Source organism: Sphingomonas sp. NCPPB 2930 (genome assembly GCF_042867205.1).
GTDB lineage: Bacteria > Pseudomonadota > Alphaproteobacteria > Sphingomonadales > Sphingomonadaceae > Sphingomonas.
Map to the genome: position 1 here is coordinate 70,220 of NZ_JBHZQU010000001.1, position 16,372 is coordinate 86,591.

At 68.8% G+C, this 16,372-nt stretch carries 13 protein-coding genes; 5 read left to right on the forward strand and 8 right to left on the reverse strand.

The window, feature by feature from the left end:
- Positions 1-5 precede the first annotated feature (5 nt).
- From ACFX59_RS00270 to ACFX59_RS00285, 4 genes are read right to left on the reverse strand one after another with little or no spacing between them, the layout of a single operon-like run.
- Entirely contained in the window at positions 6-980 is a 975-nt protein-coding gene (locus tag ACFX59_RS00270; RefSeq protein ID WP_387428528.1) for a FecR family protein, read from the reverse strand.
- Positions 977-1,513, reverse strand: coding sequence for an RNA polymerase sigma factor (locus tag ACFX59_RS00275; protein WP_387428531.1), 537 nt, complete (start codon positions 1,511-1,513; stop codon positions 977-979). The genes ACFX59_RS00270 and ACFX59_RS00275 overlap by 4 nt, the downstream gene beginning before the upstream one ends.
- A gap of 30 nt (positions 1,514-1,543) precedes the next feature.
- Positions 1,544-2,344, reverse strand: a complete 801-nt coding sequence (locus ACFX59_RS00280) for a ChbG/HpnK family deacetylase (RefSeq protein WP_387428533.1) — start codon at positions 2,342-2,344, stop codon at positions 1,544-1,546.
- Positions 2,319-3,218 (reverse strand): glycosyltransferase family 2 protein, encoded by a 900-nt coding sequence (locus ACFX59_RS00285; protein WP_387428536.1) that lies wholly within the window; start codon positions 3,216-3,218, stop codon positions 2,319-2,321. Before ACFX59_RS00285 ends, ACFX59_RS00280 begins: the two co-directional genes overlap by 26 nt.
- 249 nt (positions 3,219-3,467) lie before the next feature.
- On the opposite strand from ACFX59_RS00285, the gene ACFX59_RS00290 reads away from it, so the two are divergent.
- From ACFX59_RS00290 to ACFX59_RS00300, 3 genes are all read left to right on the forward strand, one after another.
- Positions 3,468-4,982 carry an ArnT family glycosyltransferase gene (locus tag ACFX59_RS00290; protein WP_387428539.1) on the forward strand — a complete coding sequence of 505 codons (1,515 nt, stop codon included), beginning with the start codon at positions 3,468-3,470 and terminating at the stop codon, positions 4,980-4,982.
- A 76-nt stretch (positions 4,983-5,058) separates the two neighbouring features.
- Positions 5,059-5,931: a glutathione-dependent disulfide-bond oxidoreductase gene (gene yghU / locus ACFX59_RS00295; RefSeq protein ID WP_387428542.1), complete on the forward strand. Its 873-nt coding sequence runs from the start codon at positions 5,059-5,061 to the stop codon at positions 5,929-5,931.
- A gap of 87 nt (positions 5,932-6,018) precedes the next feature.
- On the forward strand, positions 6,019-8,415 hold the full coding sequence (locus tag ACFX59_RS00300; RefSeq protein WP_387428545.1) for a hypothetical protein: 2,397 nt from the start codon (positions 6,019-6,021) through the stop codon (positions 8,413-8,415).
- Between the two features lie 37 nt (positions 8,416-8,452).
- Here ACFX59_RS00300 and ACFX59_RS00305 read toward each other — a convergent pair whose 3' ends face one another.
- Positions 8,453-8,899 carry a MarR family winged helix-turn-helix transcriptional regulator gene (locus ACFX59_RS00305; RefSeq protein ID WP_387428548.1) on the reverse strand — a complete coding sequence of 149 codons (447 nt, stop codon included), beginning with the start codon at positions 8,897-8,899 and terminating at the stop codon, positions 8,453-8,455.
- Positions 8,900-9,018: 119 nt separating this feature from the next.
- Here ACFX59_RS00305 and ACFX59_RS00310 point away from each other — a divergent pair, with 119 nt between their 5' ends.
- A complete protein-coding gene (locus tag ACFX59_RS00310) occupies positions 9,019-9,444 on the forward strand; it encodes an organic hydroperoxide resistance protein (protein ID WP_387428550.1) in 426 nt (141 codons plus the stop codon).
- Positions 9,445-9,552: 108 nt separating this feature from the next.
- Here ACFX59_RS00310 and ACFX59_RS00315 read toward each other — a convergent pair whose 3' ends face one another.
- Both ACFX59_RS00315 and ACFX59_RS00320 read right to left on the reverse strand, forming a co-directional pair.
- On the reverse strand, positions 9,553-10,575 hold the full coding sequence (locus tag ACFX59_RS00315; RefSeq protein ID WP_387428552.1) for a LacI family DNA-binding transcriptional regulator: 1,023 nt from the start codon (positions 10,573-10,575) through the stop codon (positions 9,553-9,555).
- Positions 10,576-10,640: 65 nt separating this feature from the next.
- Entirely contained in the window at positions 10,641-13,178 is a 2,538-nt protein-coding gene (locus ACFX59_RS00320) for a TonB-dependent receptor domain-containing protein (RefSeq protein ID WP_387428555.1), read from the reverse strand.
- A gap of 207 nt (positions 13,179-13,385) precedes the next feature.
- Here ACFX59_RS00320 and ACFX59_RS00325 point away from each other — a divergent pair, with 207 nt between their 5' ends.
- Positions 13,386-14,903, forward strand: coding sequence for a tryptophan halogenase family protein (locus ACFX59_RS00325; protein ID WP_387429597.1), 1,518 nt, complete (start codon positions 13,386-13,388; stop codon positions 14,901-14,903).
- Positions 14,904-14,929: 26 nt separating this feature from the next.
- Here the strand turns inward: ACFX59_RS00325 and ACFX59_RS00330 are convergent, their stop codons facing one another.
- Positions 14,930-16,291 carry an FAD/NAD(P)-binding protein gene (locus ACFX59_RS00330; RefSeq protein ID WP_387428557.1) on the reverse strand — a complete coding sequence of 454 codons (1,362 nt, stop codon included), beginning with the start codon at positions 16,289-16,291 and terminating at the stop codon, positions 14,930-14,932.
- Positions 16,292-16,372: the final 81 nt, after the last annotated feature.

Below are 16,372 nucleotides of genomic sequence, written 5' to 3' on the forward strand. Positions count from 1 at the left end.
CATGGTCAGCGATTCCCCTCCGACGCCCGCAAAATCCAATTCCCACCGCTTTGGCGCCACTCCGCTCCGATCAGCTTCGCCAGCCGCGGAACATCCCGATCGGCATCGCCCGTCATCCGGACCACCCCGGTGACGTTGCGATCGCTCAGGGGCCCCTCCACCGCGATGCGCACGCCATAGGCCGATTGCAATCGTCCGGCAATCGCCCCCACCGACTCGCGATCGAAATCGAATGTACCGCCGCGCCAGTCGCCGACCTGGGCCGGATCGACCCGCGTCAGGCGCAGGCTATGCGCGGCTTCGTCCAGGCTGGCCCCCTGCCCGGCCGCCAGCGCGATCCGCTGCCCCTTCGGCGCCAGCGACACCGCGCCTTCGGCGACCGACACGTCCAGCCGCGCCCCCGTGCGGCGGACATCGAAGACGGTCCCGACATCCTGGATCGTGACGTCGCCCGAACGCAGCTCGAAGGGGGCCGACGGATCATGGCGGACGCGGAACAGAGCCTGCCCGGTTTCCAGCGTGGCGACGCGCGGATCGTTCCGGTCGAAGCGAAGACGCGATCCCCCCGCCATCTCCACCGTCGTTCCGTCGTTCAGCGCGATGCTGCGATGCTCGCCCGGCGCGGTCTGCTCGATCCGGATATCGGGCCGCGCGGTCATCAGCATCGGCCCCGCGACCAGCGCGACCGCCGCCGCGACGCCGCCCATCAGCCACCAGCGCCCCCAGCCCCCATTGTCGTTGGCGGCCGCCGGTGCATATTCGATCTCCACGACCGGCTCGGCCAGGACCGGCTCGGGCAGGGGCGCGACCGGCTCGGCCATGGCGGGCGCGGTCAGCACATGGTCGGCCATCGCCACCGCGTCATAGGCGCGCGCATTGGCCGGGCTTTCCTCCAGCCATTGGGCAAAGGCTTCCCAATCGGCCGCGTCCATCGTGCGCTGCCGGATGTGCCAATCGATCGCCTGTTCGTCCCGCGTCACGCCCCCCTGCTCCCTTCACCGTGTTGACGACACCGGCTCAACCGATCCGCACCCCCGCCCTCACGATTTTCCTGCAAATAATGATAGGCCCGCCGCAGCAGCTTCTCGACCGCGCTGATCGTCACCCCCATCCGCTCGGCGATGACGCGCTGCGGCTGCTCCTCGAAGCGGAACAGGGTGAAGGCCTCGCGCATCCGGTCGGGCATGGCCGCGATCAAGGCATGGGCGCGCGCCAGTTCGTCGCGCGCGCCGACGATCCGTTCGGGATCGGCATATTCGTCCGACTGCGGCTGGACCTCTTCCCAGGCGCCGTCGCGCGATCCGCGCCGTGTGGCCGCGATCCGCCGGTCGGTCGCCAGGTTGGTCGCCATCCGGCAGAAGAAGGGAATCGGCTGGACGATCTCGACATCCTCCAGCGCCGCGACCCGCAGCCAGAGGTCCTGCAGGGCATCCTCGGCCTCCTCGACCGAGCCGAGCCGGGCGGCCAACAGGCGACGCAGCAGGGGCCGCGCCTCCAGGAATTGGCTTTCCAAAGCCTCGCTACCCAACCGGACACCCTCATATCAGGCCGCGAAGGCCAGCCCATGCTCCCTTGCCATGTCCGAAACCGAAACCGCACGCAAGACATCCGCCTCGTCGCGCCGCGCCGCTGCGATCGTATCGCCCGCCCGCTTGCCCGCCCCCGGATGACACATCACCAGATGCAGCGCCCCCGCCTTGTCGAGAAAACGGGGCAACGCCTCGGCGAAGCGGCCGTCAAAGCCGTAATGCCCCGCAAAACCACGATTGCAGCGCAGCCCTTCCGCCTCCGCCGCGCGCCGCAGCCCGCGAGAGTGATAGGCGCTGCCGATCGCCTTGCCGCGCCAGGGCCGCCCGAACAGAGCGGCGACCCGATCCTCGCAGGTCCGCACCCAGGCCTGGGGCGCACGGCGGCGGGCGGTGGCCAGCACGATGGGGCGAATGCCGGGCAGCGCGTGCGAATGCTGATGCCCGTCGACAAAGGCGGGCGGGCGGCCCATCGCCGTCTCGAACCGGTCGAACTGCGCCTCGACCTCGCGCGCGATTTCAGCAAGGTCCAGCCTGCCGCGCGCCGCCAGCCGGGTCAGCGGATCGATCCCCGGCATCACCCCGCCTTGCGTAAAGCCATTGGGGTGGATCGGCGCTTCCTCGGTCAGCACCAGATGCAGCCCGATCTGCGCCGTGTCGGGCACGTCGTGCAGCATCGCGCTGTCCGCCATCCAGTTGGGCCGGACGGTCATGCAGCTCGTGGCGTTCAGCTTGCCCGTGCGGAGCAGCTCGGCGATGACCAGACTGTCTTCGGTGGAAAAGGCGAAATCGTCAGCGCACAGAATAAGCTGGTTCACCCACCACTCCTGCCAGATGCTGATAGGCGCGTTCGCGCATCCGTTCGGTGGTCAGCGCCCGCGCCTTCAGCCGCCGGGCGAGGAAGTCATAGAAGAACCAGTCCCCCGCAACCGGCGCCGCCGCGCTGTAGACCAGCCGCTCGACCAGCGTCCAGCGGATCGATTCCCGGTCCCGCTCGCGGTCGGAGGGGACGCACCACAGCGCATCGGCATAGCGCATCGTGCCGTGGCGCAGGACGCGGTGGATGACCTCGTGATCCTCCAGCACATAGTTCCAGCGGCGCGGATCGAACCCGCCCGCCGCCTTCAGCGCCTCGGTCCGGAAAGCCTGGCCCGCGCCGCCCGCATGGCATTGACGCGGCAGCATCCGCGCGGCGAGCCGGATATTGGCGGACTCGCGCCGACGCTCCGCCTCGCCGTCGCCCGGCGCGATGAAATAGGCCCCCGCCACGACGCAGCCCGGCCGCTCCAGCAGCCGCTGCGCCTCCGCCAGATAATGCGGCGGATACCAGGTATCGGCATCGCAGGTCGCGACGAAGCGGGTATGGACATGGTCCAGCCCCATCCGCAACGCGTTGATCTTGCCCGGCATCCCCTGATGCAGCAGGACATGATCCAGCTCCAGCCGCTCGCACGTCTCGGTCGCGATCCGCGCGCTGGCATCGACCGACCCGTTGTCGACCAGGACCAGCCGGAACCGGACCGTCTGCGCCGCCAGACTCTCCAGCGTCGCGGCCAGAACGGCCTCTTCGTTGAAGAAGGGAACGACGACGGTCCAGCAGGGCGCCGTATAGGCCACCCTGTCCTCGATCATCCCCGCATCGGCCCGGGCCCTGGCGTTCCGCCAGGCCGCGCCTTCCGCATCGAGCAGCATCAACCCACCCCACTCAAGAAATTCGAACCCACCCCCGTCGCAACCGGATCGACCGTTTCGGACCGACGCCTGGTTGCTCCATGGCTTAGGACGATGCCGGGGCCCGCCATCCGGACATGGCCCAACATAAATTTTTGATCCGGATGGGAACCGTCACGATTTCCTTTGCGCGCGCGCCTCGATCGGTGACATGCGGCGGCGGTGCAACGGCCCGGTCGGGCCATGCCCGCCTGCCCGGACAAGCCCCTGATGACGCCTTCCTTTCCCCGCTCCGCCGCCACGCCCCACGCGACCGGCATCGCGGCCTTCCTGAACCGGCCGCTCGGGGCCGCGCTCGCGCTGCTGGTCTTTGCGGTGCTGGTCCGCGCCCGCGATTTCGGCAATCCGGTCGCGCATGTCGACGAGCAATATTACCTGCTGGTCGGCGACCGCATCCTCCATGGGGCGCGGCTCTATATCGACCTGTGGGATCGCAAGCCGCCGGGGCTGTTCCTGCTGTTCGCGGGGTTCCGCCTGCTGCCCGGCGACGGGTTCCTCGCCTATCAGCTGGTCGGCACCGCCTGCGTCGCGGCGACCGGCTGGCTGATCTGGCTGGCGGCGCGGCGGATGGCGCTGGCCTGGCCCGCCGGGCTGGCAGCGGGGGCGGCCTATATCCTCTGGCTGCCGCTGCTCAGCGGCGGGAGCGGCCAGTCGCCGGTCTTCTACAATCTCGCCATGATGGCGGCGGCGGTCCTGACGCTGGACCTGCCACGCCTGGCCGAGCGTCGGGCGGTCGGCGCCATCATGGTCAGCGGGGTGATCGCCTGCCTGCTGGCCGGGATCGCCATCCAGATCAAATATACCCCGCTGGTCGAGGGCGCCTTTTTCGGCCTGGCCCATCTCTGGTATCTGTGGCGCGCACGGGCCGGTCTGGTGCCCGTCCTGATGGCGGCGCTGCTCTGGATGGCGATGGGGCTGTTGCCGACCGCGCTGGTCGTGCTGCATTTCCGGCTGAACGGCACGGCCTCGTTCGACGCCTTCTGGTTCGCCAATTTCACCTCGATCACGCTGCGCCGGGGCTATCCCGCCGCCAAGATCGTCGGGCGGCTGGCGGGGATCGGCGGGCAGTTGCTGCCGCTGATCGCCTGTGCGGTGCTGGCGTGGCGCAAGGGGCCGGGGCCGGTCGGGCTGACGCTGACCCGGATATGGCTGGGCTTCGCGCTCGTCGCCTTCGCGATGATCGGGGCGTTCTTCGACCATTATGCGCTGCCGCTGATCGCCCCGCTCTGCCTCGCCGCCGCCCCGGCCTTCGCGATGGGGCGCAAGCCGCTGATCGCGGTGTCCGTCATCGGCGCGGGGCTGTTCGCCTTGCACGCCGCGACCAACGATCCGTCCGAGGGCGACGGCATCCGCCGCATGGCGCGCGCGATGGCGGCGGTCGACGGGCGCGAATGCCCCTATGTCTTTGCGGGCGATTCCAGCCTCTATCACCTGTCGGGCGGATGCGTGCCGACCGCCTATGCCTTCCCCTCCTCACTGGCCTATGAAGCCGAGCGCGGTGCGATCGGGATCGACGAGACGGCCGAGGTGGCCCGCATCCTGCGTCGCCGCCCGCCCGCGATCGTGACGCTGGACGACCCCTTCTCGCCGTGGAACGCCGCGACGAACGCGCTGATCGCCGGGGCGCTGGCCCGCGACTATCGGCAGGTGATGGCGGTCCCGCGCGAAGGGCGGCACGAACTGCTGTACGTCCGCCGCGACCGGCTCGTTCTCCTGCCGAAATAAACGTCACGCGGCAGTTGTTTTAACCCCGCCCCCGCCCCATCTGCCGCGCCGGACCTGCAAAGGGAGCATGACGCGCATGAGTGACGACGCCTATAGCCCGCCCGCCATCTGGACCTGGGACAAGGAGAATGGCGGCCGGTTCGCCTCGATCAACCGGCCCATCGCCGGGGCGACGCACGACAAGGAGCTGCCGGTCGGCCGTCACCCGCTCCAGCTCTATTCGATGGGCACGCCCAACGGGGTGAAGGTCACCATCCTGCTCGAGGAGCTGCTGGCGGCCGGATATTCGGAGGCGGAATATGACGCCTGGCTGATCAGCATCGCGGACGGCGACCAGTTCGGCAGCGGCTTTGTCGACATCAACCCCAATTCCAAGATCCCCGCGCTGGTCGACCGGCGCGGCGCCGAGCCGCTCGCCATCTTCGAATCGGGCGCGATCCTGACCCATCTGGCCGAGAGCTTCGGCACCTTCCTGCCGACCGATCCCGCGGCCAGGGCGCGGGTCATGTCCTGGCTGTTCTGGCAGATGGGTAGCGCGCCGTTCCTGGGCGGCGGCTTCGGCCATTTCTATGCCTATGCGCCGGTGAAGATCGAATATGCGATCAACCGCTATGCGATGGAGGCCAAGCGCCAGCTCGACGTGCTGGACCGCCAGCTTGCGGACAATGCCTATGTCGCGGGCGACGCCTACAGCATCGCCGACATGGCGATCTGGCCCTGGTACGGGCAGGTCGTGCTGGGCAGCCTCTACAATGCCGCCGAGTTCCTGCAGGTGCAGGACTATACCCATGTCCAGCGCTGGGCGCGCGAACTGGCCGAGCGACCGGCGGTCAAGCGCGGCCGGATGGTCAACCGGACCTTCGGCGAGCCGTCCGAACAGCTGCGCGAACGCCACGACGCCAGCGATTTCGAGCTGCGGACGGCGGACAAGCTGAAGGCCGAGGGCTGACCCCGTGCCATCGCGGCAGATGACGCGCGCATGTCATCTGCCGCGAACGGCTTGATCGGGGCGGTGGAACGGGCATTAGTCCCGGCCATGCTCCCCGCCCCCCGCCCCCGCTTTTCCCGTCGCATCCTGGCGCTGGCGCTGGCCGCCGCCGGTCTGGGCACCGCCACCGTCTGCGCCGCCGACCCCGCGCCCTTCGACCTGCCGGGCCCCGGCCTGCGCATCACGGTCACGCGCGGCGGCCGGACCCTGCCCATCGCCGAGGTGCCCAACCTGGCGACCGGCGACAAGCTGGCGATCGAAGCCGACCTGCCGGGCGACCAGCGCGCGCACTATATCCTGTTCTCGGCCTTCCTGAGCGGCGCGACCAATCCGCCGCCCAAGAACTGGGTCGATTCGGCCGAGACCTGGAAGGCCAAGGACAAGGATCGCCGCCTGACCCTGACCGTCCCCAAGGGCGCGCGGCAGATGGCGCTGTTCCTGGTGCCCGAGACCGGCGGCGCATCGGGCACCATCGTCGATGCGGTGCGCGACCGGCCGGGCGAGTTCGTCCGCGCGGTACAGGATCTCAACCAGGCCTCGCTCGACCGCTCGCGTCTCAACGCCTTCGTCGCGGCGATCCGGGCGCAGGAGAACAGTCATCCCGAATTCCTGCGCACCCTGGCTCCCGCGCTGTCCAACAGCCTGGCGATCAAGCTGAACCCCGACTGCCTGGCCCGGGTGATCGAGTTGCAGGCGGCCTGTCTGCTCGAAAACCGCGACTCGCTGGTGCTGGCGGACATTCACAGCAGTTCGATGACCGACACGCTGGTCGGTGCGCCGACCGACCTCGCGTTGCAACTGAGCTACACGCGCGAGGCGGGGCTGGGCTATTATAGTCCCTATATCGGCGTCATCCGCGACATCGCCCGCGTGTTCGGCGCGTTCGGCAATCCGCAGTTCGGCTATCTGCCGACATTGGCGACGCGCGACGGCGACCGGCTGTCGCTGCTGCTCAACGCCGCGCCGTCCTTCGCCAAGCCCAAATCGGTGCTGGTCGCCGCCATGCCCGCCATCGACGCGGGCAGCCCGCCGCGACTGCGCGTGACGGGGGAACAGCCGCTTTGCGGGGCGCGGCCAGGGCTGGTCCTGCCGGTCGAGGGTGCGCCGCTGATCTATTCGACCGGATTTGCGCGCAACATGGCGGTGTCGCTGATCATGGCAAACGGCAAGCGCTTCGACCTGCCCGTGCGTGCGCGCGCCGATCGCGGCGGCTATGTCCTGGCCGAGCCGCTGCCGCAGGGCGGCCTGTCGGGCAAGGTGACCGCGCGGCTGCACGGCGACTGGGGTTTCGATCCCTTCGAGGGGCCGTCCTTCACGCTGCAATTCCCCGATGGCGGCGACTGGCGCGCCAGCGATGCGGGACAGAGCCTGGTCGTCGGGCGCGACAATGCGGTCGAGCTGACCGGATCGGCCGCCGCCTGCGTCACCGGCGTCACCATGCGCAGCGGCGGCGCGGCACAGCCGGTCGCCTTCACCCTGCGCGGCGCCGACACGATCACCGTCACCCTGCCGATGAAGGGTGCGCGCGCCGGTGACGTCACGCTGGACATTCAGCAGGTGGGCGCCGCCACGCCCCGCACCGTCGCGCTCCGGGCCTTTTCGCCCGCCAGCCGTATCGACACGGTGACCCTGGCCAAGGGGGACCGTTTCGTCACGTTGACCGGCCAAAGGCTGGACGAGATTGCCGGGGTCGAGATCGGTGACGTTCGCCTGTCGCCCGACGGCCTGACCCGCGACGGCGATACCGACCGGCTGATCGCCACCGCCGCCGACGGGCGCGCGGCGGAGGGGACGAGTGCGCGGATCCGTCTGAACGACGGCCGTACCCTGTCGGTGCCGATCACCGCCGCGCCGCCGCGCCCGGCGGCCACGCTCGCCGCGCGCAGCCTAAGCCCCAGGGACGGCACGCACGGGCTGCCGCTGGCGACGCGGGACGAGACGGTATTGCCCGACACCGCCCGCCTGACCTTCTCGATCCGCGCGGCCGAGGGGTCGCGGCTGACCCCCGGCGACGCGATCGAGGTGGCCACCGCGGACGGCAGCGCCAGCGTCACGCTGGAGGGCGGGCACGACGTCCGCCTGTCCTCGCCCGACATCGCGGTCGCGACGCTCGATCCGGCGCGGCTGGGTCCGGCGGCGGCCGGGCCGCTGCGTTTCCGGCTGGTGCGCGGCGGCATCAAGGGCGACTGGGTGCCGCTGGCGACGCTGGTCCGCCTGCCGCAGATCGATACGGTGCGGTGCCAGGCGGAGGGATGCCAGCTGGAGGGACGCGACCTGTTCCTGATCGACCGGGCGGCGACGACGCCCGACATGGCGGGCGCGGTCAGCGTCCCGGCGGGCTATACCTCGGCGCGGCTGGCGGTGCCGGTGCTGAAAGACGGATCGCTGTCGCTGATCCTGCGGGATGCGCCGGGCGTGGTCTTCACGCTGGGGGCGGCCAGCTGACGGGCTCGCCCTTCGCACGGCGCAGGATCGTAGGGGATCAAGCCTCGCCCGCGTCGCGTGCCTCCAGCGCGCGGCGGAGCGTCTGAACCTCGGCCTGAAGCGCGCGCAGATCGTCGACCGGCATTCCCGCCCGCGCGATCAGTTCCTCGCCCAGGCATCCGCATCGGTCGCGCAGATCCTGCCCGCCGGGGGTCAGGCGGACGCGGACCTGGCGTTCGTCCTGCGGATCGCGCTCGCGCGCCACCAGCCCCGCCGCCTCCAGCCGCTTGACCAGCGGGGTGACGGTGCTGGACTCCAGCGCCAGCCGCTGGGCGATCGCGCCGATCGTGCGACCGTCCTCCTCCCACAGCACATGCAGCGCCAGATATTGCGGATAGGTCAGCCCCAGCTGGTCGAGCAGCGGCTTGTAGGTGCGCTGGATCGCCATATTGGCCGCGTAAAGCGCGAAGCACAGTTGTTCGTCGAGCGGCCAGGGCGCCGACATCCGCCATCTCCCGTTTGAGCAGGAAATACATATCGCGATAAAAGAAGCGCTGGACAAGCCCGAACCGCAACGCCATATATGTATCGCGATAACGATTATCGAACCATCGGAGACCGACCGTGACGATCGACGTGAAGTATGAAACCCAGGCCAGCGCCACCGGCGGTCGCGACGGCCATGCCCGGACGCAGGACGGCACGCTCGACGTGAAGCTGTCGACCCCCAGGGAATTGGGCGGCGCCGGCGGCGAGGGCACCAATCCCGAGCAGCTGTTCGCCGCGGGCTATTCGGCCTGCTTCATCGGCGCGCTGAAGGTTGCCGGACAGCAGCTGAAGGTGAAGGTGCCCGACGATGTGTCGGTGTCCGCCAAGGTCGGGATCGGGCCGCGCGCGGCGGGTGGTTTCGGCATCACCACCGACCTGACCATCGCCCTGCCCGGCCTCGACCGGGCCCAGGCCGAGCAGCTGGTCGAGGCCGCGCACCAGATTTGCCCTTACTCCAATGCCACGCGGGGCAATGTCGATGTCGGCCTGACGCTGGCCTGACATGAAGGGACCGGGGCGCAACCCTGGCCGCGCCGGTCCCTTCCCATAAGCGTACTCCCATCCTGACGGTGCGGTCCGATCTCCCAGCGGGCCGCACCTTTTTTCGTGTCAGGCGGAATCGCGGACAACCAGGCGCGGCGGCATTTCGACGCCGGGGACGTCCCGCCCCTCCATCCGTGCGAACAGCGCGGCGACCATCGCCTCGGCCCCGGCGTGCAGGTCCTGATGGATGGTGGTCAGGCGCGGAATGGCGCGTTCGGCCAGCGGTAGATCGTCGAACCCCGTCACCGCGACATCGCCCGGCACGCTCAGGCCGGACGACACCAGTTCCGCCATCGTCGCCATCGCGATCATGTCCGAGGCGCAGACGATGCCATCGACCGTCTGCCCCCGTTCGCGCAGCCGCGCCAGATTGGCGGCGATCTGGTCGGGCATCAGCTCGGGCGCGAGCGCCACGTCGAATTGCAGCGGCGGCTCCAGCCCCGCCCCGGCCAGCGCATCGCACAGCCCGGCATGGCGCTGTTCCAGCTCCAGCGTGCGGACCTCACCCATGAAGGCGATGCGACGCCGCCCGGCGGCCAGCAGATGCTCGCCCGCCATCCGGCCGCCCAGCCGGTTGTCGACCCCGACCGCGCAATGGCGCTGGCCAGGCAGGCTGCTGCCCCAGACGACCAGCGGGCGATAGGTCGCGGCCACCGCCTCGATCACCGCCAGCTGGTCCGACTGGCCGATCAGCAGCACGCCGTCGACCATGCCCGACCGGGCGATACGCGACAGCCAGTCGTCGTCGTCGGGGATGATCCGCGACAGCATCACGTCATGGTCGCGCGCCGCGAGTTCGTCGGCGAGATGGCCGAGCAGCGTCATGAAGAAGGGGTCGGACAGCCTTTGCCGCCGCTCGTGACCCAGCGGGATGGCGACCCCGACGACGCCGGTTCGCTGGGCGCGCAGGCGACGGGCCATCTGGTTGATCTGGAAATTATGCTCGGCGGCCAGCGCCTCGATCCGCTGCCGCGTCTCGGCATTGACCACGCTCTTGCCCGCCAGCGCGCGGCTGACGGTACCGGGCGACACGCCTGCCAGCCGGGCGATGTCCTTCAGGGTGCGGGCGGGTGGAGCCAGATCGGTCATGGCCAGCCTCCTGAACGAAAAGCGGGGCGGATGCCAAGTGGCACCCGCCCCAGGGAGAGTCTTTGTCAGAAACGATAGCGGATCGACCCCGTCACCGTGCGCCCGTACAGCGCGGTATTGTTGAACACGCCCTGCGTCGAGGACAGGATCGGGAACAGCCCGCCGCCGCCACGGAAGCCCAGCTTGTCGAACAGGTTGTTGACGTTCAGGCCCAGTTCCAGCCGCTCGGTCGGGCGCACCGTCACGAAGCCGTTGACGAAGGTCGAACCCTTGATCGTGTACAGGTTGAAGTCGTCCGACTTGGTGCTGGTCTGGCCGTTCACGCTGACGCCGAAGGCGATGGGACCGGCGTCATAGGAGGGCGACACGACGAACAGGAAGTCGGGCAGGCCGCCGGGCTTCTTGCCGACCAACGACGGCGTCGCGCTGCTGGTGATCTTGGAATTCGCATAGGTCGCATCGGCGGCCAGATGGAAATTGCCATAGCTCACCCGGCTGCTGAACTCGATACCCAGCGAGCGATAGCCGTTGGAGATGTTCGGATTGTTGTTCGGCGCCGGGTTGTTGATCCGGGTGAAGTCGTAGTTGTTCTCGGTCAGCGTCGAGCGGAAGCCGGTGATCTCGACCGAATAGGACGCGCCGAAGATGCCGCCGCGCTGCTTCAGGCCGATTTCCTGCTGGTTGAGATAGTTGACCGAGGTCGCCTGCCCCTGGCTGTTGAGCGAGCCGTCGGCGTTGAAATTGCCCGACAGGACACGGCGGTCGGCGTTGAAGCGGCCGCCCCGGCTGGCGCGGGCGAAGACGCTGGTCTTGCTGTTGAACGCATAGAGCGCGCCGACCGACCAGCTGACATAGCCATCGGTATAGTTGATCTTCTCGGCGGTCGGGTTCAGCACCAGCGAGGGGATCAACGCCGAGCCCAGCGCGTCCGAGACGCGGGTGTTGGGGCCAGCGATACCACCCTGCGCGGTGCCTTCGCCATGCACGCTGTCATAGCGGATCGAGGCGTCGAGGTTCAGCCCGCCGACCTCATAGCCCGCCTGCAGGAAGGGCGCGACATCGGTATAGGTCAGGTCGACGCGGCGTGCGCAGCAGCTGCCCCAATTGTCGTTGAACCCGGCCTGGCCCGCGGCGGTCAGCTGCGTGCCGGTGGTCGAGAACAGATCGAGCGGCGCGGCATTCTCGCCGTTCAGCTCGCTATACTGGCGGTTGACGTGCCAGTCCTGGACGATGTTCTGGCGCATCACGAACAGACCGGCGGTCAGCCGCGCCTTCCCCGGCCCGACCTGGAACTTGCCGTTCAGGGTCAGGTTGTTGGCGAAGTTGTCCATGTTCTTCATGAACACGTTGATGTTCGGATTGTTGTTGATGTACGAACCCGTGAACAGCTGGCCGGTCTTCGGGCCCGCCGCATAGCGGATCGACCCGACGGTCTGGCCGTTGACGGTCGATCCGATCAGCCCGCCGCTGCCGGTCCGGGTCTGGACGTTGATGAACTGGGTCGTGAAGTTCCCGCTGATCCACTGATAACGCATCGTGTCGTCAAGCGAGATATTGTCGTTGAAATCGTAATGGATCTGGCCGCTGATGCCGGTGACGCGCGGGTGGATGCCCTGCACCTCGGCCGACTTCACGCCGCCATTGTCATAGTCCAGATACTGGAAGTTGCGGTTGTAGATCGTATAGGCCGAACCCGAACGCCCGTCGAAATTGGGCAGCGGGGTGAAGCCGGTCACGCGGTTGCCGTCCAGCGTCGCCAGCGTCGGCGTGGTGGTGTTGGTCGGCGCCTGCTCGTCCAGCCGCTTGAAATACAGGCGGATGAAGCCGCGATTGTCGGCCAGATCGCGGGTGATGTTCGCCTTGATCTGGTAACCGCGCAGGATGTTGAAATTCTCGTTGGTGTAGCCGCCGCCGTTTCGCGCATAGCCGCCGATGTGGAAGCGCGTATTGTCGTCGATCGGGCCGCCATAGTCGAAGTCGACGCGGTGTTCGCGGAAGCCCAGGCCGTTGGAATAGGCGATCTGGCCGCCCTTGGTCTCGCCGGTCTTGCTGATGAAGTTGATGACCGCGCCCGGCGCCTGGCTGGCGAAGGTCGAGGCCGAACCGCCGCGCACCGCCTCGACCGTCTTCACATTCTGGTCGAAGCGCAGCCAATAGTCGTTGTTGCCGAAGTTGATGTCGCCGAACAGGACGTCGGGCAGGCCGTCTTCCTGGAGCGAGACATATTCCGAGCCGCCGGTCGACACCGGAATGCCGCGCACGCCGATATTGGCGTTGCCGCCCGGACCCGCGGTGTCGCTGGGCTGAAGGCCGGGGATGTTGCGCAGGATCTCGGCGGTCGAGCGCGGCGTGAAATTCTGGATCGCCTCCTGGCTGACCTGCGACACCGAGATCGAGCTGCGGAAGCGCGAACGCTCGCCGCTGGTGGCGGTGACGACGATGTCCTCGCTCGACACGCCCGCATCGGGGATGCTGCCCGCCTGGGGAGCCGGCGCGGCAGGAGCCGCCGGCGTGCTCGTCGCCTGTGCAAAGGCCGGTGCGCTGGCCAGTGCCATCGCCAGAGCCGCCATCGATCCGCAAGACCGCAGAACGCCCGTCGTCATTCACCCTCTCCTGATTCGCCCCGGTGGCCGGGATGTCGTGGAGACTGGCTATCACATGAGCAATCGTTTGCAAGCCTGACTTTGCAAACCATTGCATAAAAATCCGTTAACTGTGATCGGAAAAACACAGTGCTTGGCCCGACATCGAGACGGTGGGATCGCAAACCTTTGCATGCTATGGCGCGGCAAAAGGGAGAGGATGGCATGATGAGCGACAGCCCCGCCGAGGCGATCCGGTCGGTCCTGATCGTCGGGGGCGGCACCGCCGGGTGGATGACCGCCGCCGCGCTGGCGCATGCGATGCCGCGCGGGCTGGCCATCACGCTGGTCGAATCGGATGCGATCGGCACGGTCGGGGTCGGCGAGGCGACGATCCCCCCGATCCGCCTGTTCAACCAGACGCTGGGCATCGACGAGGCGGAGTTCCTGCGCGAGACGAAGGGCAGCTTCAAGCTGGGCATCGAGTTCGTCGGCTGGGGTCGGGAGGGGCGTCGCTATTTCCACCCCTTCGGCACGCACGGCAAATCCTTCGATCTGGTCGCGGTGCATCAGCATTGGCTGGCGGCGGGTGGGGCCGAGGGAGCGACGGTGCCGTTCGACGAACTGTCGATGGCATGGGGCGCGGCCAGACGCGGCCGGTTCGCCGCGCCGATGGCCGACCCGCGCAGCGTCGCCTCGACCTTCGACTATGCCTATCATTTCGATGCCGGGCTCTATGCCCGCTATCTGCGCCGCTATGCCGAGGCGCGCGGCGTCGTGCGCGTCGAGGGGCGGATCGCGGGCCATGCGCTGGAGGGCATGCGCGGTCATGTCGCCTCGATCACGCTGGAGGATGGCCGCGTGCTGGCGGCGGACCTGTTCGTCGACTGCTCGGGCTTTCGCGGGCTGCTGATCGAGGAGGCGCTCGCCACCGGCTATGAGGACTGGACGCACTGGCTGCCCTGCGACCGCGCGGTGGCGGTGCCGTGCGTGACCGGCGGCGACGGCCTGACGCCCTATACCCGCTCGACCGCGCGCGCCGCCGGGTGGCAATGGCGCATCCCGCTCCAGCATCGCACCGGCAACGGCTATGTCTATTGCAGCCGCCATGTCTCGGACGACGAGGCGGCGGCGACGCTGATGGCCAATCTGGACGGCGAGCCGCTGGCCGATCCGCGACCGCTGCGCTTCACGACGGGGCGGCGCAAGCAATTCTGGAACCGCAACGTCATCGCCATCGGCCTGTCGAGCGGGTTCATGGAGCCGCTCGAATCGACCAGCATCCATCTGATCCAGGCGGGCATCGCCAAGCTGCTCGCCTATTTCCCGACCCGCGCCTTCGCCCCCGCCGCGATCGAGGAATATAACCGCGTCGCGATCACCGAATATGAGCGGATCCGCGACTTCATCATCCTGCACTACAAGCTGACGCAGCGGACCGATACGCCGCTATGGCGCGACTGTGCGGCCATGCCGATCCCCGACACGCTGGCGATGAAGATCGGCCATTTCCGCGAGAGCGGGCGGCTGGTCGCGCGCGACATGGACCTGTTCGGCCCGGCGAGCTGGGCGGCGGTGCATCTCGGCCAATTCAACATTCCCGAGGGCCGCGACCCGCTGCTCAGCTATGGCGACCCCGCACAGAGCCGCGCGTTCGTCGGCAAGCTGGCCGACGCGATCGGACAGATGGCTGAGTCGATGCCCAGCCATGCCGACTGGCTGAAGCGCATCGGGGCGACCGCGTAACGACGCGGCTTATCGGAGGGAAAGAGTCAAAGCCCCTCGCCACCCACCCATTGCGCATGGGCGAGCCGTCGGGCGAGTTCCCAATTCTGCTGGCGCAGGTCGGGGACCGCCACGACTTCCCACAGGCCGCCGCGCGTCATCGGGCCAATGCAATAGAGCCGGTCGTCCACCCCGCCATCGGCCGCGACGACATGGCTCTGCGCATCGACCTCCAGCCCGATCCGCAGCGCATCCGGCCGGATCATGCCGCCCGCCAGCAACTGCCGGATCAGCGGTTCGCGCGAGCGGAGCAGGTCGCCCTGCGGCCCGGTGCAGTTGACGATCCGCGCCACGCGGAGCGTCTCCACCGCCTCCGCCCCGCGTGGCCGCCAATGGACCATCGCCCCCGCGCCGTCCGGTTCGACCCGCACCAGCTTGCCGCCCGCGATCGACAGGCGCCCCGCCGCGACCAGCGCATCGACCCGGTCGGCGACCGACGGGGCGAGCCGGTGGCGGTGCACGTCCCAATAGGGGCGGACATGCCGCAGGAAGCGCGCCCGCGTCGCGCCATCGGCCGCGCTCCACATCATCTGCGTCACCGGCCGCAACGCATCCACGGCGCCGCGCCAGCCCTGTTCGGCGGCGGCGCAGCGGACATAGCGGACCAGCGCCGACAGGCTGGCGGCGGGGCGTTCGCGAAGCGGCGCGACCGGCGGGGTTTCCGCGTGACGGCGCGGCGCCAGCCCCCGGCGCGAGATGGCGACGATACGCCCGCCAAAACCGCTCGCGTCCAGCAGCAACGCCGCATCGATCGCGGTCAGCCCGCTGCCGACCAGCAACACCCGATCGTCCGCGCCCAGCCCCTCGGCAATGTCGCCGGCCCAGGGGTCCTCGCGATAACAGCCCTGGTCCAGCACGGCCGGATCGATCCCCGGCGGCGTATGCGGCGGCAGATTGCCCAGCGCCAGCACCACCGCATCGGCGCCGAGCGAACCGCCCTCCGCCAGGTCGAGCCGATAGCCCTGCCCCGCCCGTTCCAGCGCGGTCACCTCGCCGCTCGCCAATGTCAGCCGCGCGGGGTCCGCCGCGATCGTCTCCATCAGCAGGTCGCGCAGATAGTCACCATAGACCCGGCGCGGCACGAAGGTCTTCGCATCCCCCGCCCCGCGCGCGACCAGCCAGCGGACGAAATGATCGGGATCGTCGCGCAGCGCGCTCATATTGCCCGCGCGGACGTTCAGCAGATGCTCGGCATGCGCCGCGCTATAGGCGACGCCGCGCGCCAGCTGGTTTGCCCGCCGCTCGATCAGCGTGGCGCGCGGGCCCCCATGGCGCACCAGATTGATCGCCAGCAGCGTGCCCGCAAAGCCGCCGCCGATGATCGCGACATGGTCGATCCCCGATGTCATGAACCGGCTGTTCCTTTCCTCGTCGCGAACCGCCACCGTCTGTAATCGCATCGGCCGCAATCGCCACGCAGATTTCTGTAT